This is a genomic window from Polynucleobacter sp. MWH-HuK1 (assembly GCF_018881815.1).
In the GTDB taxonomy this organism is placed as follows: Bacteria; Pseudomonadota; Gammaproteobacteria; order Burkholderiales; family Burkholderiaceae; genus Polynucleobacter.
The window spans coordinates 240446-263372 of the sequence record NZ_JACVPP010000001.1 but is presented as its reverse complement, the minus strand read 5'-3'; the positions used below and the strand labels follow the sequence as shown (position 1 = coordinate 263372).

The following is a 22927-nucleotide window of genomic DNA, read 5'->3' as shown; positions in this document are numbered from 1 at the left end:
ATTCTTGGATTAATAGGAGCTTTGAATGAAAACCTCATTGATACGTTTTTCCGTGCTTTTTATTGGCTTGCTCGGTGTGCAAGTCGTATATGCAGCCTCACCGACACTAGATAAAATTAAATCCTCTGGCGCCATCACTATGGGTGTGCGTGAATCATCCATTCCAATGTCATACACCACTAGAGATAGTCGCTTTGACGGTTATCACGTTGAGATTTGCCGCATGATTTTGGGTGACATTAAGGACAAGCTTGGTTTAAGCGCGCTTCGTATCAACTATCAGCCCGTGACTTCTCAAAATCGTGTCCCTTTGGTGCAAAACGGCACTATTGATATTGAATGCGGTACCACTACCAATAATACTGCACGTGCAAAAGATGTTGGTTTCGCTAATACCTTGTATGTGGAAGAGGTGCGGATTGCTGTGAAGGCAAACTCCGGCATTAATTCTATTTCTCAGCTGGCCGGCAAAAAAGTGGCAACTACTACCGGTACGACATCAGTGCAGTTATTACGTAAACATGAAAAAGCCAATGGCGTGAACTTCGATGAAGTATTTGGAAAAGATCATGCAGACAGCTTTTTGCTTCTAGAGTCTGGCCGTGCCGATGCTTTTGTGATGGATGGTTCTATCTTGGCTGGCAATATTGCCAACTCTAAGAATCCAAAGGATTACAAGATTGTTGGCGAGGTTTTGAGTACGGAACCAATTGCCATCATGGTTCGAAAAGATGATCCTGAATTTAAAGCTGCCGTGAATGAAGCAATTGCTAAGATTGTGAAGAATGGGAATATGCCCAAGCTCTGGAATAAGTGGTTTTTGTCTCCTATTCCGCCAAAAAATATTGTGGTCGGACTCGAACTATCTCCTGCGACAAAAAATGCTTGGGCTAATTTGAATGACAAGCCCGCAGAAGATTATCAAAAGAAATAATTTATGGCTTTAGATTTAGGTGTTTTTTGTAAGAGCACCTTAGACGGAGATGTAGTTGACCACTGCATCTCCTCGATATTTGGTCTGGACCAGAACGCAGATCCTAGTTATCTCGATTGGCTCGTAAAAGCTTGGGGTTGGACTTTGGCTGTAGCGGGGCTAGGCCTTGCAATTGCGCTGCTTCTAGGTGCCCTTATGGGAACACTGCGAACATTGCCAGAAGGCGGTGCCCTCAATAAATGCCTAGCGGGCTTTTCTACTGCTTGGGTGGAGCTTTTCCGTAATATTCCGATTTTGGTTCAGGTCTTTCTCTGGTATCACGTCATCCCTGCATTTGTTTTGCCCTTGAAAGCCCTACCGTCTTATTGGTTAGTTAGTATTGGGCTAGGTTTTTTTACTTCAGCACGAATTGCTGAACAAGTTAGAGCAGGTATTCAGGCCTTGCCAAGTGGCCAACGTATGGCTGCAACTGCTTTGGGCTTAACAACCACGCAAAGTTATCGCTACGTCATTTTGCCTATGGCCTTGCGCATTGTGATCCCGCCGTTGACTTCTGAGAGCATGAATCTTATTAAAAATTCATCGGTTGCATTCGCAGTTTCAGTGCCAGAGCTCACTTTATTTGCAATGCAGGCTCAAGAGGAAACTTCGCATGGAGTCGAAATCTATTTAGTTGTTACTTTGCTGTATGCCTCTTCGGCATTTGCAGTAAATCGTGTAATGGCTCTGATCGAAAAAAGATCGCACATTCCAGGTTTCATTACTCAGAAAAGCGAAGTTGGGGCGGTGCACTAAATGTTTGAACTCGACCTGAGCTTCTATAACTGGGAGTTGTTTACAAACTATATTCTGAAGGGCTTGCTCTTCAGCGTTCAGTTAACGATGATTGCTACTATTGGTGGAATTGTTGTCGGCACCATCTTGGCCTTAATGCGTTTATCGGGTAAGTCTGCCTTGGTTTATCCCGCTACGTTTTATGTCAATACGATGCGTTCAATTCCGCTGGTGATGGTGATTCTATGGTTCTTTTTATTGATTCCGATATTGATTGGTCGCCCTATAGGCGCAGATCTCTCAGCAACTATTACGTTCATCGCATTTGAGGCTGCGTTTTTTTCTGAGATTGTGCGAGCTGGAATTCAGTCGGTACCAAGAGGTCAAGCTTATGCGGCAGAAGCCTTGGGTATGACCTATGGTCAAAATATGCGATTCATTGTGTTGCCACAAGCATTTAGAAACATGATTCCAGTATTCATGACGCAAACGATTATTTTGTTTCAAGATACTTCGCTCGTTTACGCAATCGGAGCGTACGACTTGCTGAAGGGCTTTGAAATCGCCGGTAAAAATTATGGCCGGCCCATTGAGACCTATATCTTGGCTGCTATTACTTATTTTGTTATTTGCTTCTCACTTTCAAAAGCTGTTCGTAAGATTCAAGCTAAAGTTGCCATCATCCACTAAACACTTCTGAGTCATTAAAAAATCATGATTGAACTTCGCAATGTATCTAAGTGGTATGGATCTTTTCAGGTGCTAAGTGATTGCAGCACTTCCATCCAGAAGGGTGAGGTGGTAGTTATTTGTGGGCCTTCAGGCTCAGGAAAATCCACTCTGATTAAAACCATCAATGCTTTAGAGCCGTTTCAAAAAGGCGAGATTGTGGTTGATGGGGTGCATATTCATGATCCGAAAACGAATCTACCCCAGCTCCGTGCTCGTGTGGGTATGGTGTTTCAGCACTTTGAGCTTTTCCCACACTTGAGTGTTACGGAGAACTTGACCCTGGCACAGATAAAGGTGTTGGGGCGCTCTGCTGATGAGGCTAATAGACATGGCCTGAAGTACTTAGAGCGGGTTGGTTTATTGGCACAGAAAGATAAGTTTCCAGGGCAGTTATCTGGTGGCCAGCAACAGCGTGTTGCGATTGCTAGAGCTTTAAGTATGGATCCCATTGTGATGTTGTTTGATGAGCCAACCTCTGCGCTAGATCCCGAGATGGTCGGTGAAGTGTTGGATGTGATGGTGAAGTTGGCAAATGAGGGTATGACCATGTGTTGCGTTACTCACGAGATGGGCTTTGCTAAAAAGGTGAGTCATCGCGTGATTTTCATGGATCAAGGACGCATTGTTGAGGATTGCAGCAAAGAGGATTTTTTTGCTAGTCCAGAATCGCGCTCACCAAGAGCCAAAGAGTTCTTATCCAAAATTTTGGTTGGCTAAGTTCATAGTCCTCACCGCAGATATAGCTAGCTTTTACTGCATCATCTTTTTGGGTTTAGGCCGTTTACCAGTTTGCACTGTTAACTCAAGCTCTTTATCTTTGCGAAGAATTTTGAGCTTCGCTTCATTGCCAGGAGCAATTTGTGCAATTTGATTTAAAAGCTGCCTTACGTCTTTGGTGGGATTACCGTTGACGGTAATGAGTACGTCTCCTGGTTTGACTCCACCCTTCGCCGCAGGACCCCCTTCCAGGACTCCTGAGAGCAATACACCCTGAGTGCTAGTAGGTAAGCCCAGTGACTCTAAGAGCTCTTTGGAGAGGTTTTGTGGCTCAACCCCAATCCATCCCCTGGTAACGCTGCCATTGCTCAGGATGGATTCCATAACCTGCTTGGCTAGATTTATGGGGATGGCAAAACCAATGCCCATGGAGCCGCCATTATTGGAGTAAATCGCTGTGTTGATGCCAATGAGATTCCCGCGCGTATCAATTAATGCGCCCCCGGAATTTCCGGGGTTGATTGCCGCATCGGTTTGAATAAAGTTTTCAAAAGTGTTGATACCCACATGATCTCGACCAAGTGCAGAAACAATGCCGGAGGTCACAGTTTGACCAACCCCAAATGGGTTGCCGATAGCAAGCACGACATCACCAACATGCACTGATTCAACTTTGCCAAGCGTAATAGGAGTAGGTAATTGTTTTACTTCTATTTTTAATACGGCAATATCCGTTTCTGGGTCACTGCCAATCACTTGGGCTTTCACTTTTCTGCCATCTGATAAAGCGACATCTATTTCATCGGCGTCGCTAATAACATGATGATTGGTAAGGATGTAACCTTCTGGGCTCACTATCACACCAGAACCTAGGCTTGAACTAGGCTCTTCTTCTGGTGGCTGATCTCCAAAGAAGAACTTAAATAAAGGATCTGCAGAATTTGGATTGGCACCTTTGCGAGCCCTTGGCTTGTTGGAGGTTTTGCTAGTGAAGATATTAACTACGGCAGGCATTGAACGCTTGACGGCTTCATGATATGAGCCGGGGCTGAGTTGTCCGTCGTAGCCACTTTCTTTTAAGGAAACCGTATCAACCAAAGAATGCATTCTTGAATCCGATAACCACTCTGGCTTTAAAGTTGCCACAATAAATAATGCTGCCAACATGATGGTGACAGTTTGTGCAAATAGAAGCCAATATTTATTGAGGGATGAGTTCATGAAGGGTCTGTCTTAGTTATTTTTTTGAACTTGCTCGATTAGAAATTTTTCTAATTCCCTAATGGGCTCTAGATCATTAAATAAAACATCTTTGGACTGATTAATTTTCATCTTAACGGAGTTTAGCGACTCTCGGTTTTGGAGTAGCCCAACCACTAGGTCAATATATTCTGACTCTGAATTACAAACCAATTCCTTAAGACCCATCCTACTTAAAATTGAGCTGGCCAGGCGGCCACGCATCTGTGGGCCTGCAAAGGCGACGATAGGCAGGTTCGAAGCTAGTGCTTGCATGGCGGTATTGAATCCCGAAAAGCCTATGGTGTCGAGATAGAGATCAGACGCCTGCATTAAGCCATGAAACTCTTCCTTTTTAAGGAAGGGAATGAAGCGTAGAAATTGATTGGCATCGAGATTAGCTTTCTTGAAGCCTTCTATCAGACGCTCTTTTAAGATTGCGGTGAGATTCTCACTGAAGTTAAAAAAGACAAACTGACAGGCCCCAAGCTTTTGTGCAATTTGTACCAATACTTGATCATGGTTTGGGTTGTATTTAGATGGCGAGCCAGCACATAACAATATTGGAGATTGAGAATCAATCCCAAGGGCACTTAAATCAGGGGCCACCACTTGAATCGAAGTGTTCTCAAAGTAGGTTCCTAAATTCGGTAGACGAACCAGCTTTTCACTGTAAAGGTGGCTTGCTTCTAGGGGCTCCATTAGTTGGGCTGACAAATAGAAGTCGATTGTTGGTAGGCCGGTTGTTTCTGGATGTCCCCAACTGGCAGTCTGAACAGGGGCAAGTCGTAAGCATGCCAAAGCCTTGCTGACAGTATCCATGCCAATCTCAGGATAAAGAATGACATCAAGATGGAGATCCACAATGGTTTGAGCTGCTTTCATGACTGCAGTGCCGCAGTTTGCATAGCTCACGGCCGTCGATTTAGCTAGCTCAGTCTCTTTGTCCTCTATTCCGTTGGTATTTAAGATATAAAGTTCAAATTGCGATGCATCTAGCTGACTTACCCACCCCTTGGTAATGGCGTGCCAGACGGGGTGGTCGCAAATAAAGCTGCTAACAATACCCACCCTGATTTTGGCGTTTGTTTTTGTAGGGTTGTGCCTTACATTCAATTTTTCTTGAATTGACTTGGCTAAATCGGCGCAAATCTTCCCAAAGTGAGATAGAAGGGCCTCGTTATTGAGGTCTTGGTAGGCAATATAAAAAGGGTGTCGCGCAATTAATTTTTCGCTCAAGGCCAAGTCAATTTTTTGCTGAGGAAGGGCTTGAACAAATTGGAGTTGCTGAGCAAATGCAATTCTGGAATCACTAAATTCTTGAATACTCTTTGCTACTTTAGGAATTTGTGCAATAGAGAGTGCGACATGAGCCTCTAGTTCTCTTGGATGTAATTCTAAAGACTTAGCATAGTAAGTTTTTGCTAAATCACAGTCGCCGAGATCGTAATAGACCTCTCCCAAAAAATAAAATGTTTTTGCATGATTTGAATCTATTTTTAAAGCATGTTGATAGCAATCGATTGCCGCTTCATATTGCTTACATTTTTTTAGACTATTACCAAAATTCAGACATGCATCGAGATAGCTCGGGTTGATTTGCAGCGCTCTTTCAAAGCATTGAAATGCATCTTCGTAATATTCAATTTGAGTGAACGCATTACCTAAATTATTGTATGCAGTTGCCAAATGAGGATTCGCCTTAATTGCCCGTTCAAGCAAGGAAATTGCCTTGTCAGCCTTTCCCGCTTCTAGTAAGAGAACACCTTGATTACTCAGGGCTTCCGCGTAGTTTGGTCTTAGGGCAATCGCTCTTTCATAAGCTTTATTTGCTTCATCAATTTTCCCCAGGCCTCGTAAGGTATTGCCATAATTGTTATGGGTCTCTGGAATATTAGGATCGCAGTCAATTGCCAAAGTAAGGTATGGCAATGCTTCGACATATTCAAAAAGTGCGTTGTGGACTAAACCTAAATTGCTGAGTGTTTGGGCAGAATGAGGTGCAATTAAATTTGCTCGACCCAAAAAATCAATTGCACTTTTGTGATCTTGTTTCTGATAAGCGCGAATGCCTAAAAGATTTAATGTATCAACATTATTTGGATCTAGCTTATGTGCTTCAGAAAAAAACTGATCCGCTTCGTCAGACTTTCCTTGCTGAAGCAAACTCAAACCATTTTGAAAAATGATCTGAGCCTGCTCTCGTGTCTCTTGGGAAATGTTTTGGGACAAATTATTTTTTAAGGCTGTCACGAATCTCGCGAAGCAAAACTATATCTTCTGGAACGGGCGGGGGAGGGGGTGCATCCATCAAGCGAACCTTATTGACCACCTTGACCATTTGGAAGATAACAAAGGCCAAAAGAATGAAATTGATTGAAATGGTAATAAAATTGCCATAGGCAAAGATTGGCACGCCGGCCTTTTTGAGGGCGTCAAAAGTTCTAGGAACGCCCTCTGGGATGTGGCCAAGAACAAGAAAAAGGTTCGTAAAGTCGATATGACCCCCTAAAAGAGTCGAGATAACGGGCATAACGATGTCATTTACCAAGGAATCAACGATTTTCCCAAAAGCCCCGCCAATAATGACGCCAACTGCCAAATCGATCACATTGCCCTTAACGGCAAAGTCCCGAAATTCCTTTAAAACGCTCATAAATGCCTTCCTTTTAACTTAGATCCCGATTAACCCGAGATTAACCCCATAACTTTCTTGCTTACCCCACTTTTTACTTTAAAATCCTACCTTTAAGCAATTTCCACCCATAAATACCCTTTTTAGGAATTTTGTAAATGAGTGACAAGCCCTGTATGGACAAGGATCGCCGCAACTGGCTGATCGCCACATCGGCGGTTGGAGGCGTAGGTGCAGCCGCAGCCCTTTACCCTTTTGTAGACAGTTTTGAGCCTTCCGAGCGTGCTAAAGCCGCCGGTGCTGCTGTTGAAATCGATATCGCTGGTATGCAGCCGGACGAGATGAGAATGGTTGAATGGCGTGGTAAGCCTGTTTGGGTGGTACGTCGTACCCCTGAGCAAGTTGCTGAGTTGTCCAAGATTGATGGCGAATTAGCTGATCCAGATTCATTGCGTGATCCAGCTCAATTTACACCTCCTTATGCTCAAAACCAGTGGCGCTCTATTAAGCCAGAGTACCTCGTAGTGGTTGGTATTTGCACTCACTTGGGTTGCTCTCCTACGGCTAAATTTGAATCAGGTGCTCAACCTTCCTTGCCAAATAACTGGCCAGGTGGTTTCCTTTGCCCATGCCACGGCTCTACTTTCGATATGGCAGGCCGAGTATTTAAAAACAAACCAGCCCCAGACAATATGGAGGTGCCGCCGCATATGTATTTAAGCGACACCAAGATTCTGATTGGCGAAGATAAGAAGGCCTAAGGAGAGATAAATGGCATTTCACGAAAAAGAAGTCCCAGCAGACGCTCCGGTTGCGCAGAAGGTCCTTGCTTGGGTTGATTCCCGTTTCCCGCTTACATCATCGATTAAAGCCCATTTAACAGAGTATTACGCTCCAAAAAACCTCAATTTTTGGTACTTTTTTGGTTCCCTAGCAATTGTGGTTTTGGCTTTGCAGATCATTACCGGTATTTTCTTGGTGATGAACTACAAGCCTGATGCTGCCAAGGCTTTCGAGTCAGTTGAGTACATCATGCGCGAAGTGCCATGGGGCTGGTTGATTCGCTACATGCATTCAACTGGCGCATCTATGTTCTTCGTGGTTGTGTATTTGCACATGTTCCGTGGATTGATCTACGGTTCATATCGCAAGCCACGTGAGTTGATCTGGGTTTTCGGATGCGCAATTTTCTTGTGTTTGATGGGCGAGGCGTTCTTCGGTTACTTGCTCCCATGGGGTCAAATGTCCTATTGGGGTGCACAAGTGATTGTGAACTTGTTCTCCGCAATCCCATTCATTGGTCCAGACCTATCTTTATGGTTGCGTGGTGACTATGTTGTTGGTGATGCAACCCTCAACCGCTTCTTTGCATTCCATGTGATTGCAATTCCATTGGTATTGATTGGTTTGGTTGCTGCTCACATCATTGCTTTGCATGAAGTTGGCTCAAATAACCCAGACGGAGTTGAGATTAAAGAGAATTTGGATGCGAATGGTCATCCTGTTGATGGCATTCCTTTCCATCCTTATTACACTGTTCACGACGTGTTTGGTCTTGGCGTGTTCTTGATGATTTTTGCTTGCATTGTGTTCTTTGCTCCAGAGATGGGCGGATACTTCCTCGAGGCAAACAACTTCATTCCTGCAAATCCATTGCAAACGCCTCCGCACATCGCGCCGGTTTGGTATTTCACGCCGTTCTACTCTATGTTGCGTGCAACAACCACTAACTTCTTATTGCCTTTGTGGATCTTCTTAGTAGTCATTTTGGGAATGTTTGCTAAGAGCTCAAGTGATAAAAAAGTGAAGGGCGTGTGTGCAGCAATTGCAGTAGTTTTGGCTGCCGGCTTCTATATGTTTGATGCGAAGTTCTGGGGTGTTGTGATCATGGGCGGTTCTGTTGTGATCATGTTCTTCTTGCCTTGGCTTGATAAATCACCAGTGAAATCCATTCGCTACCGTCCACAGTTCCATAAATATATTTATGGCGTGTTCGTTGTGAGCTTCATTATCTTGGGTTACTTAGGTATTGAGCCACCATCACCAGTATTTGAAAAGATTTCTCAGGTATGCACTATTTATTATCTGGGCTTCTTCTTGGCAATGCCGTTCTGGAGCAAGCTTGGCACATTCAAGCAAGTTCCAACACGCGTTACTTTTAAGTCCCATTAATTTAGACACCAAAGAGAAACTAGGAACTAGTATGAAACGAATTCTGCAAACTTTGATGGGCGTCTGCCAAGCAACAGTATTGGTTGCGGCCCTCGGCTTTGGTGTGAATGCCAATGCAAATGAAGGTGGCTTTCCTTTAGATAAAGCCCCCGATCGCGTAAGTAGCAATGCCTCGTTGCAAAATGGCGCAAAGATTTTTGTGAACTATTGCTTGAACTGTCACGCAGCTTCTAGCATGCGTTACAACCGCTTGCGCGATATCGGCTTGACCGATCAACAGATCAAAGACAACCTCATTTTGACTGATGCCAAAGTGGGTGATTTGATGACCATTTCTATGACGCCAAAAGAGGGTAAAGCTTTCTTTGGTAAGAACCCACCGGATTTATCGGTTGAGGCTCGTGCTCGTGGTAATGATTGGCTTTATACCTACTTCCGTACTTTCTATAAAGACGACACTACACAAACCGGCTGGAATAACTTGGTATATCCAAGTGTTGGTATGCCCCACGTGCTCTGGCAGTTGCAAGGTGAGCGTGCTGCGAAGTTTGAGGAGCGTAAAGATCCTCATGACCCAAGCAGAATGGAGAAAGTATTTGTAGGCTTTGAGCAGTTAACGCCTGGCACTATGAAGTCACAAGAGTATGACGACAATATTGCCGACTTGGTTGCTTTCATGTCATGGATGGCTGAGCCAGTTCAGTTAGAGCGCAAACGTCTTGGCGTCATCGTGCTGTTGTTCTTGGCAATCTTCACAATCTTGGCTTGGCGCTTGAACAAAGCTTACTGGAAAGATATTCATTAATTGAATTGATAGACCCTTCGGGGTCTATTAGCGACAAGATTTAACGCTGTTGTGCGTTTGTTGTATTGAAGTAGAAATTTAAGGAAATAAATTTATGATGGTGTTGTACTCGGGTACTAACTGCCCATTCTCGCAACGCTGCCGTTTGGTGCTTTTTGAAAAAGGCATGGATTTTGAAATCCGCGATGTTGACTTGTTTAATAAGCCAGAAGACATCTCTGTAATGAACCCATATGGCCAAGTTCCTATCTTGGTTGAGCGCGACTTAATTTTGTATGAATCAAACATCATCAATGAATATATTGATGAGCGTTTCCCTCATCCGCAATTGATGCCGCCTGATCCAGTAGCACGCGCACGGGCACGCCTCTTCCTCTTTAATTTTGAGAAAGAGTTGTTTGTTCACGTTGCTGCCTTGGAAAATGAAAAAGGTAAAGCTGCTGAGAAGGTTCATGAAAAAGCGCGTCTAGCGATCCGTGATCGTTTGACTCAACTTGCGCCTATTTTTGTAAAAAATAAGTACATGCTGGGTGATGAGTTTTCAATGCTTGATGTTGCGATTGCTCCATTGTTGTGGCGCCTTGAGCACTATGGGATTGACCTTTCCCGCAATGCTGCGGCTCTCCTGAAATACGCTGAGCGTATTTTCAGCAGACCCGCATACATTGAAGCTTTGACTCCTTCCGAGAAGGTGATGCGCCGCTAAGCAGTTCCAGCGGTTCATCAATTGTCAGTATGTCTGACGTCCCAAGCAACAAACCCTATCTAATCCGTGCCCTACATCAGTGGTGCACGGATTTTGGTTTTACACCTTTCATTGCTGTATTTGTAGATGCTAGGGTGGAGGTGCCCATGGAGTTTGTGAAGAATGATGAGATTGTTCTCAATCTCTCCTTGGAGGCCTGCCATCAGCTGCAGATGGAAAATGACTGGATTAGTTTCCAGGCTCGATTTGGTGGGGTTCCACGGAAGATCTTGGTCCCCGTTAGTCATGTCTTGGCAATCTACGCCAGGGAGAATGGGCAGGGTATGTCTTTCCCATTTGATCCAGCTCAGGCGCGAGATTTACATCTTGCGGATTCGGCTGATCAGAGCCCTGAAAAACCCAAAACAAGCAGACCTAGCTTGAAGATTGTGAAATAGGCTAAAATATCAGCTGTTGCCCCTTTAGCTCATCTGGTAGAGCAACTGATTTGTAATCAGTAGGTGGTCTGTTCGAGTCGGACAAGGGGCACCAAATTCAAAAGGATTTACAGGTTAACCTGTAAATCCTTTTTCTATTCTGGGGTGTTTTTTACGGGGTATCCTGAAAACATATTTTGGGTGCTTCTAATTTAGCCTTATTTTTGCGACATTTAATAAATTGAGAATTTGCAGATGAATTTTGAAGCACAACTACTTCTTAATAATGCAATGCACCACCTTCAATTGAAGGAGTTTGATAAGGCGCAGACATTGCTCGATAAAGCCTTGATTTGCTCCCCAAAGGATCCAGAAATTTTGCGCATAATGTCTGTAAATTTAGCATTGCAATTTAAGTTTCAGGATGCGCTAATGCTTATTGATCAAGCGATTGCATTAGACCCTAAGAATGGGGTTGCTTACAGTAATCGAGGAAACATCTTAAAAGAGCTTGCTCGACATGAAGAGGCTCTGGATTCTATGGAGGCAGCCATTAAACTTGCGCCTGCTTACGTAGAGGCCTATAGCAATAAAGGGAATATTCTTCAGGAGTTATACCGTTACGAAGATGCTCTGGAGTGGTATGACAAAGCCATTTCACTAAACCCTAAATATGCAGAGGCCTATAGCAATAAAGGGAATGCCCTTGCCTTACTCGGTCACCCCCATGAGGCTATTCAATGCTTTGATCAAGCTACTGCAATTAATCCCAACTATGTGGATGCCTATTGGCATAAGGCGCTAACCCAATTGAATTATGGCGAATATCAAAACGGTTGGCAGAATTATGAGGCGCGTTGGTTTAAGTCAATCCCACTGCAGTTTCAATATGCTAATAAACCAAGACTAGAAAACCTCGAAAATATTGCAGGTAAAAAAGTTTTTATATGGTCAGAGCAGGGCTTGGGCGACACCTTGCAGTTTTGCCGTTATATACAGCCTCTATTTGAGTTAGGAGCACAGATCACATTTGGGGTGCCTGCTGCTCTTGTTAATGTATTGGGAGCATTAAAAAAGTTCTGCAAACTGGTTGTTATTAACAAGGGGGGCAAAGATGAGTTTGACTTTCACTCCCCTTTATTAAGCTTGCCGCTATTGTTTAATACGGACCTCGATTCAATTCCTAATCAGATCCCTTATTTAGAGTTGAATGAAGCGCGGAAGCATCTTTTTGAAAAAGAAATCGGGAATAAGCAAAATCTTCGTGTGGGTCTTATTTGGAATGGCGGTTTTAGGGTTGATCATCCAGAGCTATGGGCGGTTAATAAGCGGCGTAATATTGAATTAGATCAAATTGCAGCATTGAAGGATGTGCCGGACATTGATTTTTATAGTCTGCAAAAGGGTGAGCCTGCTGAATCAGAATTGATTGCCAGAAAACATCATATTTGGCCGGATCTTATTAATTGCGTATATTCCCTCAACGACTTCGAAGATACAGCTGCGCTTATGGGGTGTTTAGATCTCATTATTTCAGTTGATACCTCATCGGCGCACTTGGCAGGAGCGCTCGGTAGGCCAGTTTGGATTCTTAATCGCTATGATTCTTGTTGGCGTTGGTTGAGCGGTAAGGAGCATAGTCCTTGGTATCCAACAGCAAAAATCTTTCATCAAAAACAGCCGGGAAACTGGGATGAGGTGATTGAGCGCGTTAGGCGTGAATTGAATAGCCTAGCCCATAGGAAGCATGCCACGCTTTAATTGTTGAGATTAACCGTTTTAGTTTCCGGCAAATAGAAGAGTGCCGCAATACCTGCGCTTGCAAGAAAAATTGTGGGGTACCACAGGCCAGTCGTAGCCGTTCCCCATTGTTGATTTAGCCAAGTGACTATCAGAGGGAGTAAGCCCCCTACCCATCCAGCCGCTAGGTTATGTGGAAGGGTTGCAGCACTATTACGTGATTTTGCTGGAAATAGTTCTGCTAGCAGTGCGGTCTGTGGACCCACTACTAAAGCCAGCGCAAGAGATAAACAAGTAAGCAGTAAACCAATAAATAGAATATTTTCTTGATGGCTGAGTTGTAGATATTGCGCGCCAAAATACTGAAGTGCATGAAACGTTGGAAGGATGGTGAGTGCTCCCAAAAGAAGGCCGCTTACCACCACTGGTTTACGACCCATCTTATCTGATAGCCATCCCGCAAAAACTGTTAAAGGTAAAAGACATAAAGTTGCATAAAGACTTAGTTGATCAACCATTTCTGGTGCTAACTTGACTGATGTCTTCAAAAAGATCGCGGTGTAAACCTGAACACAGAAGAATAGAACGGCGCCACCAGATGAAATGCAGAAAAAAAGTAAAAACATTCTTTTGCGAGTGTCCGAATCGCGAAAATTGGTAAGCAGAGGATTTGTAGCATTCTGTTTGTTTTTAGAAAGCTCCAAAAATACTGGGGTTTCTTCAAGAGCCATGCGAGCTTTAAAAGCGATCATCAGTAAAACAATGGAAACCCAGAATGGTACTCGCCAACCCCACGCCTGAAATTCTTCAGGTGTTAAGTAGTTTCTGAGCAAGGCAATTTGCAATGTTGAAAATAAGATTCCTAGCGGGCCCATGAGTTGTAAAAAGCTTGTCTTAAATCCTCTGCTTTCGTTGCCTGCGTGTTCAGTGAGGTAGACAGCACTCCCGCCAATCTCCCCGCCTGCAGATAGCCCTTGAAGTAAGCGAAGGCTGACCAGGAAGATGGGGGCCCAAATGCCTGCTTGAGCATAGGTGGGCAAAAAGCCCACGCTCACGGTTGCGATACCCATTAAAGCAATGGTGATCATAAATACGGGTCTTCGGCCAATACGATCGCCCATGGAGCCAAATAGCGCTGCTCCAATGGGTCTCACCACCATTCCTGCTCCAAAGGTCGCTAAGCTCGCCAAAAGGGCCGTATTAGGGTCTGTGGATGGAAAGAATAGAGGGGCAAAAATAACGGCCAGAGTGGCAAAGGTTAAAAAGTCATACCACTCTAGAAAGGTGCCAAAGCAGGCTGCAATTGCTACTTTTCGATAGGAATGGGAATTCTGAATTTGCATTAAGTTATTGATTTAATTATGTTTATTACTCAAAAATGATTTATTTGCTGCAAAGCAACAAATACTTCTTGATTTGTCATTTTCATTCAGTTACAGTTTTATGGTGCAGTGCAATATTTAAGGCGTCTTAAATCTCCTTAAATGCACTTAATTGACAGTTGTACCACTTAATTTCTGGAGAAATACATGAACCAAGAACAAATCACCGCTAAATTGTCCCAAATTAATAGCAAAGGCCTTCAGGCTACATTTTCTTTGAGCGAAGCTGCTTTGGAAAATGCTCAAAAATTGGCTGAGCTGAACTTCGCCGCTTCTAAAGATGCATTGGTAAATACACAAGACAGCATTCAGCAGGTATTGACTGCAAAAGATCCAAAGCAAGTTAGTGAAATTTTTACCGCTGATTCTTTGCAAGCTGCTGGCAATCAAGCAGTTGCTTACCAAAAGAAAGTAAGCAAAGTATTGCGTGATGGCAATAAAGAGTTCGTAAATGTTGTTGATGCAAGCATCGACCAATTGCAAGATGGATTCCAAGATTGGATCAATGCAGTTGCTGCTAATGCACCTGCTGGTTCCGATGCTTTCTTATCTTCATTTAAGACTGTATACGGTAGTGCATTACAAGGTTTTGAGCAGTTCCGCGCTGCTAGTAAAGAAGCATTTGCTAGTGTAGAGAAAACAGCTGATCAAGCAATTGAAACAGTGCAAGGTCAAATTGCCCATGTTAAAAAATCTGCTACTCCTGCATCACGTAGACGCAAAGCTGCTTAATTTAGAGCTTATTCAGAACTAGATTTAGTAGTAAGTCTTATGAAAAAATCCCGCTTAGTGCAAACTAGGCGGGATTTTTATTTGTCCCAGTCTTTTAAACATTCGCTAAAACAGATAGTTGGAATTATTCAAAGTCTGAAGATGATTCAATTAGTGGCGAAGCCAAGCTCTTGCTGGGTTTGACGCCTAACTCACGAACTTTTTCAGCGGAGCGAATGAGATTGCCCTTACCAGTTCTTAGTTTATTAAAAGCATCGTGATAGCTTGTTTGCGCTTGATCCAAGCGTTGACCTAACTTCTCTAAGTCATCTACAAAGCCAACAAATTTATCGTAAAGATTGCCACACTGTTTTGCGATCTCCAATGCATTGCGATTTTGATGGTCTTGTCGCCAGAGATGGGCAACTGTTCTCAATGTAGCCATTAAAGTGCTTGGGCAAACCAAAACAATATTCTTAGCTAGAGCCTCTTGATATAAGTTTGGAGCAGTTTTTAATGCCAGCAAGAATGCCGGTTCAATTGGCACAAACATTAAAACAAAGTCCACTGAGCCTACCCCATAGAGGGAGCTGTAGTTCTTGCCAGAAAGACCTTGAATGTGTTGACGCAAAGACTGTATATGAGCAGCTAGCTCTTGCTCAGCTGCTAAAGGGTCTTTGGTTTCGGCATGTCTGGCATAAGCCGAAATTGATACCTTGCTATCAACAACTAGGCTTCTGCCCTCGGGCAGCTTGATAACAACGTCTGGCTGCAGGCGTGAGCCATCGCTCTGTGTATGGCTATCCTGAACTATGTACTCTTCTCCCTTGCGTAGGCCAGAAGATTCCAGGATGGATTCCAGCACTAGCTCACCCCAATTCCCTTGAACCTTGGAGTCGCCCTTTAATGCTTGAGTTAGGGATCGTGTTTCATCTGACATGCGAAGATTCAGATTGGCTAAGCGCTCAATTTCACTCTTCAGGGCATGGCGCTCGCGAGCTTCGTTGCCATAGGAGCTGCTTACTTGCTCTTTAAATTCAGTGAGTTTGGTTTGCAAAGGTTTAAGAAGGGCGTCTAAGCTTGCTGCATTTTGTTCGGTAAAGCGCTTGGATTTATCTTCCAAGATTTCATTGGCTAAATTCTTAAACTGATTTGTCAGCGCCTCTTTTGCTTCATTGAGTGACTCAATTCTGCCTAAACCTTGTTTGCGCTCTGAATCTAATTCAGCTTCTAGGCGTATTGCATTTTGCAAAGCTTGATCACGTTCGATGCGAAGGCTTTGGGTTAGCGCAATCTCAGTCTGGGCCTGGAGCTCAAGGCGAGCAAGAGCGGAGCGTAAGTTAAGTGCATAAACTAAAAGGCCTGCGCATAATCCCAATGGCAGGCCAAACAGTAGAAGAGAGCTTAAATCAAAACTCACAGCGTTAATAGTCCTCTACAAAAACAGTAGTTAAGCTTTGACAAGCTTTTGGAGTTCGCCAGACTGAAACATTTCAGTCATGATGTCGGAGCCACCAATAAATTCACCATTGATGTAGAGCTGTGGAATAGTTGGCCAGTTTGCATATTCTTTGATCCCTTGACGAATAGCTGCGTCTTCGAGAACATTTACAGTGTGGAGTTTTTCTACGCCACTAGCGCGTAGAATATTCACAGCATTTCCGGAGAAGCCACATTGCGGAAACTGTGCAGTTCCCTTCATGAATAGAACAACTGGGTGGTTAGTAACGATTTCTTTAATTTGAGCTTGAGTGTCCATACATTCTTTCTAATAAATTTCTACTGCAGCGGTCTTATTGCTAAGACAGTTTGAAAATCAGGTTCAATTGATTTTAAGACTTAATGCGAAAAAAGGTTATTTGACCTTATTTTCTGGCTGATGCAACACGGTAATGACCGCCCAAATCCACATGGGTTTGAATATCGCGCAAAAACGCTAGTTTCATCAGTGAAACAACTGCTTCTGATTGGTCAAAACCATGCTCTACCGCAATCAATCCATTTGGCTTTAGGCGCTTCTGAGCCCCAGAAATAATAGCTGCTAGGCAGCTAAGTCCCGTGCCATGATCGGTAAGCGCTGAAAGAGGCTCAAAACGTAAGTCTCCCTGGTTTAAGTGCGAATCTTGAGAGGCAATATACGGTGGATTACTCAAGATTACGTCAAAAGAGGCATCACCTTCCAAGGCTTCATACCAGCTGCCTTGGAAAAACTGCACACGATCCGCAATGTTTAATTGTTTGGCATTAGATTTGGCTATATCTAGTGCCTCGGTAGACTGATCGGTGGCGGTAACAATGGCCTGAGGGGCATCACTTGCAATCGCTAGGGCAATTGCGCCAGAGCCTGTGCCAAGATCCAAAATACTTACTGGAGTGTTTAAGCGCTTTATTTCTTGTAGGCCAATTTCTACAAGAATTTCTGTCTCTGGGCGCGGAATCAAAACGCCCGGAGCAACATAAAGTTCAATGTTGTGAAAACCTCTTTTACCAATCAGATAGGCAACTGGTTCACCTTGCAGTCTCTTGGATTCTAGTTTTTTCCATTCTTCAAGCGCAATGTCATTAAGCTCTAATTCATTACGTGATAGTAGGGCGGAGCGTGGAAGATGGTAATGTTTTTCCAGAACATGTGCCATAAGCACTTTTGCATCAGCAGATGCAAGTGACGAGTCTCTCAATAGAGCACGTAGGCTTAAATTTGCACTCACAGTTTCTCGGATCACCAATCGAAGACTTAGTTCTCACCAAGGGCGGCAAGCAATTCAGCTTGATGCTCCGAGGCAAGGGCATTACACAGATCGTCTAAATCACCATCCATCATTGCATCAATTTTGTATAGAGTGAGATTGATGCGATGGTCGGTAATACGACCTTGAGGAAAGTTGTAAGTTCGAATGCGATCACTACGATCACCAGAGCCGATGAGAGATTTACGAGTCTGCGCTTCGAGTTGATGCTTCTCGCGCTCTCGTGCATCCATGATGCGAGAAACTAATACTTTCATGGCTTGCTCGCGATTGCGGTGTTGGCTGCGATCATCTTGGCACTCAACCACTGTCCCTGTTGGCAGGTGAGTAATACGTACCGCGGAGTCTGTTTTGTTAATGTGCTGACCGCCAGCCCCTGAGGCACGGAAAGTATCGATTCTTAATTCGGCTGGGTTGATCTTGACCGCTTCAAGTTCATCTGCCTCTGGCATCACGGCTACAGTACAGGCAGAGGTGTGAATGCGACCCTGGGTTTCTGTTTGTGGAACGCGTTGAACGCGATGACCGCCAGATTCAAACTTGAGGCGCGAATAGACGGCCTGACCAACAAGGCGTAAGACTACTTCTTTATACCCACCCAAATCAGATTCAGCAGCACTTACTACTTCTACTTTCCAGCCTTGGCGTTCAGCAAAGCGCGTGTACATACGCAGAAGATCGCCTGCAAATAGCGCACTCTCATCACCGCCAGTGCCTGCTCGGATTTCTAAGAATACGTTACGCTCATCGTTTTCATCTTTGGGGAGTAAGAGCTTTTGTAGCGTACCTTCTAGCGCTTCCATTGTCTCTAAAGCCTGCTTCTGCTCTTCATCAGCAAAGTCTTTCATTTCCGGATCTTTGCGCATCTCTTCTGCTGCTTGAGCATCCGCTTCCGCTTGCTTGTATAGCCCGAATTGCTCAACTACTGTTGCAATATCCGAATGCTCGCGTGTAAGCTTCCGATAGGCATCCATATCTTTGGTTGCTTCTTCGGAGGTTAATAAGGAATTGAGTTCGGCTAAGCGTGTGTCTAGGTGGTCTAGCTTAGCCCGCATGCTGGGCTTCATCTAATGGTCTTCTGGCTTGGAATGCGAGGCGAATAATTTAGGTAACAACTTAATCAAGGCGTCACGCTCAGCGCCATTAGAGTGTTGTAGCGCATGAAGTGAACCATGCAAAAATTTATTTGTAAGGCCTTGGGCCATCGCATTGAGAACTTCTTGTGGGTCATCACCGCGCATCAAGCGCTTCATTGCACGCTCAAGTTCAAGCTGCCTTAAGCGTTCACCTTGCTGTTGAATATCCTGAATCAGCGGAACAGAATTGCGACCCTGCATCCAATGCATAAAGTTGCCAACACGATCTTCAATGATCGCTTCGGCCTGACTTACTGCAGCTTGACGTAAGTTGGCGCCAGTTTGAATCATGACCCCTAAATCATCCACTGTGTATAGATAGATGTCATCTAAACGGGAGATTTCTGGCTCAAAGTCTCTTGGTACTGCCAAATCAATCATCACCATCGGCTTATGGCGACGCTGTTTGAGTGCGCTCTCTACCATGCCAAGCCCAATAATCGGAAGGGATGAAGCGGTACTAGAAACAATAATGTCAAATTCATGTAAGCGGCCAGGTAGCTCAGAAAGCTTGAAGGACTCAGCCTCTACATCTTGTGCGGAAATGGAATCTGCTAATTCTTGTCCGCGCTCGATAGTGCGATTAGCAATCGCAACATTTTTAGGTTTACGTGCAACAAAATGTGTTGCACACAAGGTGATCATGTCACCAGCACCAATAAATAAAATCTTTTGATCTGAAATTTTTTCAAAGATGCGTTCAGAGAGTCTCACAGATGCTGCAGCCATTGAAATAGAGTGAGCGCCAATTTCAGTAGAACCACGCACCTCTTTAGCTACCGCAAAAGTTTTCTGAAAGAGCTGATTGAGATAGGTTCCCAAGACACCTGCATCATTTGCTGTACGGACTGCATCTTTCATTTGCCCCAAGATTTGAGTCTCGCCAATGACCATCGAGTCTAGCCCGCATGCCACTCTGAAGGCATGTCGAACTGCATCGGATTGTGGCAGTGAGTAAATGTGAGGTTCAAGACTGCTAGGCGCAAGCTGTTGAGTTTTTGCTAGCCAATCAAAAGTTGCTTCATGCAAGATGCCCGCAGCATTGTCATCATTCGCAGCGCAATACAACTCGGTGCGGTTACAGGTCGACAAAATAGTGGCTTCGGGCAGCCCAGCATGATTCGCACCAACTAAATGTTGGCGTAGATCGTGCAACGCTTCTTGAAGAAATTCAGGGTCAAAGGCGACCTTTTCCCGAATGGCGACCGGCGCTGTGTGATGATTGATGCCGAGTGTCAACAACTTCATAATGGCAATTATAGATTTGATGGCAGCATTAATGGAGGTATCAATGGGGTTTTTAGCTTTTCTGGTAATCGGGGGTATTTCTGGGGCCTCAGCCTGGATCTTTTATCCCGGACCCTCACAGGGCTTCAGGCCCGGGAAGGTCTTTGTAGCCTTCTTGCTCGGCTTCATAGCGGCTGCTGGCAGCTCGTTTTTAGGGCAATATTTAGGATTTTTTCAGTCCGGGCAGATATTGGAGTGGGCCAGCGCTATTTTTGCCTCTTGTACAGTAGCTTGTGTGTTTACCGCTTTAACTAAATAAGTCATTTTGAACGCCCTCTACCCAACGAATAGGTGAGCTTTTGTGTTCAATAAGCCACTGATTAGTTTTGCTGAAGTGATTACAACTTGCCTTAGCGCCGGGCTCCAAAAAAGGCTTATCTGTTTTATACACCCCTAAGCCTGATGGGTGTGACGATTGCAGCACTAATTGGTCTTTGCCGCCTTCAATCAAGGGCAGTTTAGATTGTGCGTGACCACCCCAGAGTATCCAAACTAAATGCGGCTTAGATTTAGAGAGCGCATTGATTAAATGATCAATCAAACTTTTCCACCCCAAATTGGTGTGGCTACCTGCTTCACCTAGCCTGACGCTTAAGGCAGTATTAAGAAGAAGAACACCTTGATTGGCCCAGCCATGCAGATCACCGCTGTGTAACTGACCAAAACCTTCTAGCGCAAGTGCTTTGCTGATGTTGCGCAGCGAGCTGGGAAATTCTCGGGAGTTTATTGCAATTTCCCCAGGAATTGAAAAAGCAAGTCCCTGGGCTAATCCTGGAGAGTGATAAGGGTCTTGCCCCAGAATCACGACCTTAACCGAGTTAACCGGAGTCAGTTTGAGTGCTTTAAAAAAGTTTTGCGGTTCTGGCCTTACCGCATCTGGATCAGAATTCAAAACAGCCTGCAAATTCTTTTCTAGCGATACCCAATCTGCCGACTCAAAATAGTTTCCTAGTAGTGCACGCCAATCACTGGGGATATCATCTTTTGAAAAAGGTGTCTTCAATTTTGATCAGACATCTTTCTTTGGCAATAGTTCGTATTGTGTAGGCGCATGTGCGGATTGCAGTGAAACCATGCGCTCATGCTCAAGATCATCTCGATAAAAAGTGATGCGTGTTTGAGTATTTTCAGAAAGGCTGCCTAAAACCCTATCCCAACGTGCGCTGGTTACCCTTTGCCCATCAACGCTAGCAAGCAAATCCCCAGGAGCTAGACCTGTTGCCTGGGCAATTCCGCCATCAAGCACATGAGTAACCTTGAGCCAACCATTCGCGTCAGCATATCGCATCCCAAATTGCAGCTTGAGTTTTTCCAGTGTTGATTGGCGCTTTATTTTTACGGCAATGAGGTTTGATCCAATCCATTTTTGCAATGGAATATCTTCAACGCCAAAAATATAACGTGCTTTTATATCTGACCAAATTTTGCTGAAACTATTACCCAGTAATTCGAGTAGTAAGTCATCCAGCCCATCCTCCGCGATGCCATCTAAGGTGATGCCATGCTTGAGCCAAATGAGACGTATTAAATCATCTAGAGAGAGTTTGTTTTTAGAGAACGCGCGGATTTGCAAATCGAGACCAAGAGCGAGCAATGCGCCTTTGCCGTAGTAGCTAACAACTGCATTGGGGGTGTTTTCATCCGCTTGGTAATACTTAGTCCAGGCATCAAATGAGCTATCAGCAAGGCTTTGCTTTTGACGTCCGGGACCACGTAAGATGCCATTCCAGTTATCTGCAACGAGCCTCAGGTACGTTTTTAAATCAATCCGCTTGCTGCGCAATAGTTGAAGGTCATCGTAATAACTGGTGAAGCCCTCGAATACCCAGAGTAAGCGGGTGTAATTTCTTTTTGCGAGATCGTAAGGTTGAAAAGCTTTCGGCTGAATACGTTTAACTAACCACGCATGAAAATATTCATGACTACATAGACCTAGAAATTCTCTATATGCAGACTCTTCAAATGGAGTGTTTTCCTGAGGAATTTGATCGCGTCGGCAAAGTAATGCAGTGCTATTGCGATGTTCAAGCCCGCCATAGCCATTCAGTGCAGCATTCACTAAAAAGAGGTATTCCCTAAATGGGGCGCGCTTGGTTTTAGGTTCAAACAATTCAATAGTGCTGCTGCAGATTGCCTGAAGATCTTCAGATAGGCGCTTAGAGTCGACAATGTGATTGCATCCCTGAATAGCCATGCGATGAGATACGCCATTCGATTGCCAGTGCACTAGTTGAAACTCGCCCATAGCGACAGGATGATCAAGTAAATCATCATAATTTTTTGCTAGATAAAAACCAAATCCACGCTCGTCAGTCTTTGCTGCTCTTAAAGTCGTTTGCACCATCCAGTGATCTGCAAAAGCAAGCTCAGGTGCAGTGACGGCGAGAGAGCAGGCTAAATGCTCTTGGCCTTTGACTGCGAGACATAAGCTGGTTGCATTGAAGAATGCGCGTTCGGTATCGAGGTAGGCTGCGCGAACTGATGAATCAAATGCGTAAACAGTCGTTAAGACTTCAATAGAGCTATTTGATGGCGGTAAACGCCAATGGTCGTTATCAATCCGCTCAACTGCAAGCTTCTTTCTAGCATCCGTCACTGAGAATGCTTCAAGTGACTCTATATGTTTGCTGAAATCTCGAATTAAATAACTGCCCGGAATCCAGGCAGGCATTTGCAGAATCTGACCGTTAGGGTCAGGGTTGGTAATGTGCAGCTTTACACGAAAACGATGACCATGGAGATCAGCCGGCCAGACCGTATATTGAATTGCAGGTAAGTCGGCGTTATTCATGAT

Annotated in this window: 23 protein-coding genes and 1 tRNA gene; 13 read left to right on the top strand and 11 right to left on the bottom strand. The window is 44.4% G+C overall.

Translation table 11 applies throughout. The features are described 5' to 3' along the window. The first annotated feature begins 25 nt into the window (after positions 1–25). The 4 genes from ICE93_RS01300 to ICE93_RS01285 are packed head-to-tail and all read left to right on the top strand — an operon-like array spanning position 26 to position 3157. Entirely contained in the window at positions 26–934 is a 909-nt protein-coding gene (locus tag ICE93_RS01300; protein WP_216184763.1) for an amino acid ABC transporter substrate-binding protein, read from the top strand. 3 nt (positions 935–937) lie between these two features. After that, positions 938–1729: an amino acid ABC transporter permease gene (locus tag ICE93_RS01295; RefSeq protein ID WP_216184762.1), complete on the top strand. Its 792-nt coding sequence runs from the start codon at positions 938–940 to the stop codon at positions 1727–1729. Next, a complete protein-coding gene (locus tag ICE93_RS01290) occupies positions 1730–2398 on the top strand; it encodes an amino acid ABC transporter permease (RefSeq protein ID WP_216184759.1) in 669 nt (222 codons plus the stop codon). Between the two features lie 24 nt (positions 2399–2422). Beyond that, positions 2423–3157 (top strand): amino acid ABC transporter ATP-binding protein, encoded by a 735-nt coding sequence (locus tag ICE93_RS01285; RefSeq protein WP_216184756.1) that lies wholly within the window; start codon positions 2423–2425, stop codon positions 3155–3157. A 33-nt stretch (positions 3158–3190) separates the two neighbouring features. On the opposite strand, the gene ICE93_RS01280 is transcribed toward ICE93_RS01285, so the two are convergent. From ICE93_RS01280 to mscL, 3 genes are read right to left on the bottom strand one after another with little or no spacing between them, the layout of a single operon-like run. After that, entirely contained in the window at positions 3191–4378 is a 1188-nt protein-coding gene (locus ICE93_RS01280) for a Do family serine endopeptidase (RefSeq protein ID WP_216184753.1), read from the bottom strand. 12 nt (positions 4379–4390) lie between these two features. After that, positions 4391–6628: a tetratricopeptide repeat protein gene (locus tag ICE93_RS01275; RefSeq protein WP_216184749.1), complete on the bottom strand. Its 2238-nt coding sequence runs from the start codon at positions 6626–6628 to the stop codon at positions 4391–4393. Between the two features lies 1 nt (position 6629). Beyond that, complete coding sequence (gene mscL / locus ICE93_RS01270; RefSeq protein ID WP_216184747.1) at positions 6630–7052, bottom strand: large conductance mechanosensitive channel protein MscL; 423 nt, start codon at positions 7050–7052, stop codon at positions 6630–6632. 137 nt (positions 7053–7189) lie between these two features. Between mscL and petA the strand changes: the two genes are divergently transcribed. The 7 genes from petA (at position 7190) to ICE93_RS01235 (ending at position 12891) form a co-directional block, all read left to right on the top strand. Next, a complete protein-coding gene (gene petA / locus ICE93_RS01265; RefSeq protein ID WP_216184745.1) occupies positions 7190–7792 on the top strand; it encodes a ubiquinol-cytochrome c reductase iron-sulfur subunit in 603 nt (200 codons plus the stop codon). Between the two features lie 10 nt (positions 7793–7802). Then, on the top strand, positions 7803–9203 hold the full coding sequence (locus ICE93_RS01260; protein WP_216184742.1) for a cytochrome bc complex cytochrome b subunit: 1401 nt from the start codon (positions 7803–7805) through the stop codon (positions 9201–9203). 31 nt (positions 9204–9234) lie between these two features. Then, positions 9235–10008, top strand: a complete 774-nt coding sequence (locus ICE93_RS01255; protein ID WP_370624579.1) for a cytochrome c1 — start codon at positions 9235–9237, stop codon at positions 10006–10008. Positions 10009–10102: 94 nt separating this feature from the next. Continuing rightward, the gene (locus ICE93_RS01250; protein WP_068320223.1) at positions 10103–10714 is read left to right on the top strand and encodes a glutathione S-transferase N-terminal domain-containing protein; all 612 of its coding nucleotides are present in this window, start codon (positions 10103–10105) and stop codon (positions 10712–10714) included. A 29-nt stretch (positions 10715–10743) separates the two neighbouring features. Continuing rightward, positions 10744–11151 carry a ClpXP protease specificity-enhancing factor gene (locus tag ICE93_RS01245; protein ID WP_216184739.1) on the top strand — a complete coding sequence of 136 codons (408 nt, stop codon included), beginning with the start codon at positions 10744–10746 and terminating at the stop codon, positions 11149–11151. An 18-nt stretch (positions 11152–11169) separates the two neighbouring features. After that, a tRNA-Thr gene (locus ICE93_RS01240) sits at positions 11170–11245 on the top strand. A 140-nt stretch (positions 11246–11385) separates the two neighbouring features. Further along, a complete protein-coding gene (locus ICE93_RS01235; protein WP_216184737.1) occupies positions 11386–12891 on the top strand; it encodes a tetratricopeptide repeat protein in 1506 nt (501 codons plus the stop codon). Here the strand turns inward: ICE93_RS01235 and ICE93_RS01230 are convergent. Further along, a complete protein-coding gene (locus ICE93_RS01230) occupies positions 12888–14213 on the bottom strand; it encodes an MFS transporter (protein ID WP_216184735.1) in 1326 nt (441 codons plus the stop codon). The two genes, ICE93_RS01235 and ICE93_RS01230, sit on opposite strands and share 4 nt — an antisense overlap. Before the next feature lie 186 nt (positions 14214–14399). On the opposite strand from ICE93_RS01230, the gene ICE93_RS01225 reads away from it, so the two are divergent. Further along, positions 14400–14984: a phasin family protein gene (locus ICE93_RS01225; RefSeq protein WP_216184733.1), complete on the top strand. Its 585-nt coding sequence runs from the start codon at positions 14400–14402 to the stop codon at positions 14982–14984. A gap of 124 nt (positions 14985–15108) precedes the next feature. Here the strand turns inward: ICE93_RS01225 and ICE93_RS01220 are convergent, their stop codons facing one another. From ICE93_RS01220 to hemA, 5 genes are all read right to left on the bottom strand, one after another. Beyond that, positions 15109–16383: a DNA recombination protein RmuC gene (locus ICE93_RS01220; RefSeq protein ID WP_216184730.1), complete on the bottom strand. Its 1275-nt coding sequence runs from the start codon at positions 16381–16383 to the stop codon at positions 15109–15111. A 30-nt stretch (positions 16384–16413) separates the two neighbouring features. Further along, positions 16414–16722 (bottom strand): Grx4 family monothiol glutaredoxin, encoded by a 309-nt coding sequence (grxD, locus tag ICE93_RS01215; protein WP_216184728.1) that lies wholly within the window; start codon positions 16720–16722, stop codon positions 16414–16416. A gap of 106 nt (positions 16723–16828) precedes the next feature. Next, positions 16829–17671, bottom strand: coding sequence for a peptide chain release factor N(5)-glutamine methyltransferase (gene prmC, locus ICE93_RS01210; protein WP_216184726.1), 843 nt, complete (start codon positions 17669–17671; stop codon positions 16829–16831). A 26-nt stretch (positions 17672–17697) separates the two neighbouring features. Next, complete coding sequence (prfA, locus tag ICE93_RS01205; protein WP_216184723.1) at positions 17698–18777, bottom strand: peptide chain release factor 1; 1080 nt, start codon at positions 18775–18777, stop codon at positions 17698–17700. After that, the gene (gene hemA, locus ICE93_RS01200; protein ID WP_068320239.1) at positions 18778–20094 is read right to left on the bottom strand and encodes a glutamyl-tRNA reductase; all 1317 of its coding nucleotides are present in this window, start codon (positions 20092–20094) and stop codon (positions 18778–18780) included. Between the two features lies 1 nt (position 20095). Between hemA and ICE93_RS01195 the strand changes: the two genes are divergently transcribed. Further along, the gene (locus tag ICE93_RS01195; protein ID WP_255554433.1) at positions 20096–20392 is read left to right on the top strand and encodes a hypothetical protein; all 297 of its coding nucleotides are present in this window, start codon (positions 20096–20098) and stop codon (positions 20390–20392) included. Here the strand turns inward: ICE93_RS01195 and ICE93_RS01190 are convergent. After that, positions 20381–21136, bottom strand: coding sequence for a uracil-DNA glycosylase (locus ICE93_RS01190; RefSeq protein ID WP_216184721.1), 756 nt, complete (start codon positions 21134–21136; stop codon positions 20381–20383). The two genes, ICE93_RS01195 and ICE93_RS01190, sit on opposite strands and share 12 nt — an antisense overlap. Positions 21137–21142: 6 nt before the next feature. Further along, positions 21143–22924: a M61 family metallopeptidase gene (locus ICE93_RS01185; RefSeq protein WP_216184716.1), complete on the bottom strand. Its 1782-nt coding sequence runs from the start codon at positions 22922–22924 to the stop codon at positions 21143–21145. Positions 22925–22927 lie beyond the last annotated feature (3 nt).

Bases quoted from the DNA above. Each gene is read 5' to 3' on its own strand.
- ICE93_RS01300 (WP_216184763.1), top strand. From the start codon at position 26: ATGAAAACCTCATTGATACGTTTTTCCGTGCTTTTTATTGGCTTGCTC.
- ICE93_RS01295 (WP_216184762.1), top strand. From the start codon at position 938: ATGGCTTTAGATTTAGGTGTTTTTTGTAAGAGCACCTTAGACGGAGAT.
- ICE93_RS01290 (WP_216184759.1), top strand. From the start codon at position 1,730: ATGTTTGAACTCGACCTGAGCTTCTATAACTGGGAGTTGTTTACAAAC.
- ICE93_RS01285 (WP_216184756.1), top strand. From the start codon at position 2,423: ATGATTGAACTTCGCAATGTATCTAAGTGGTATGGATCTTTTCAGGTG.
- ICE93_RS01280 (WP_216184753.1), bottom strand. From the start codon at position 4,378: ATGAACTCATCCCTCAATAAATATTGGCTTCTATTTGCACAAACTGTC.
- mscL (WP_216184747.1), bottom strand. From the start codon at position 7,052: ATGAGCGTTTTAAAGGAATTTCGGGACTTTGCCGTTAAGGGCAATGTG.
- petA (WP_216184745.1), top strand. From the start codon at position 7,190: ATGAGTGACAAGCCCTGTATGGACAAGGATCGCCGCAACTGGCTGATC.
- ICE93_RS01260 (WP_216184742.1), top strand. From the start codon at position 7,803: ATGGCATTTCACGAAAAAGAAGTCCCAGCAGACGCTCCGGTTGCGCAG.
- ICE93_RS01255 (WP_370624579.1), top strand. From the start codon at position 9,235: ATGAAACGAATTCTGCAAACTTTGATGGGCGTCTGCCAAGCAACAGTA.
- ICE93_RS01250 (WP_068320223.1), top strand. From the start codon at position 10,103: ATGATGGTGTTGTACTCGGGTACTAACTGCCCATTCTCGCAACGCTGC.
- ICE93_RS01245 (WP_216184739.1), top strand. From the start codon at position 10,744: ATGTCTGACGTCCCAAGCAACAAACCCTATCTAATCCGTGCCCTACAT.
- ICE93_RS01235 (WP_216184737.1), top strand. From the start codon at position 11,386: ATGAATTTTGAAGCACAACTACTTCTTAATAATGCAATGCACCACCTT.
- ICE93_RS01230 (WP_216184735.1), bottom strand. From the start codon at position 14,213: ATGCAAATTCAGAATTCCCATTCCTATCGAAAAGTAGCAATTGCAGCC.
- ICE93_RS01225 (WP_216184733.1), top strand. From the start codon at position 14,400: ATGAACCAAGAACAAATCACCGCTAAATTGTCCCAAATTAATAGCAAA.
- grxD (WP_216184728.1), bottom strand. From the start codon at position 16,722: ATGGACACTCAAGCTCAAATTAAAGAAATCGTTACTAACCACCCAGTT.
- prfA (WP_216184723.1), bottom strand. From the start codon at position 18,777: ATGAAGCCCAGCATGCGGGCTAAGCTAGACCACCTAGACACACGCTTA.
- hemA (WP_068320239.1), bottom strand. From the start codon at position 20,094: ATGAAGTTGTTGACACTCGGCATCAATCATCACACAGCGCCGGTCGCC.
- ICE93_RS01195 (WP_255554433.1), top strand. From the start codon at position 20,096: ATGGCAATTATAGATTTGATGGCAGCATTAATGGAGGTATCAATGGGG.
- ICE93_RS01185 (WP_216184716.1), bottom strand. From the start codon at position 22,924: ATGAATAACGCCGACTTACCTGCAATTCAATATACGGTCTGGCCGGCT.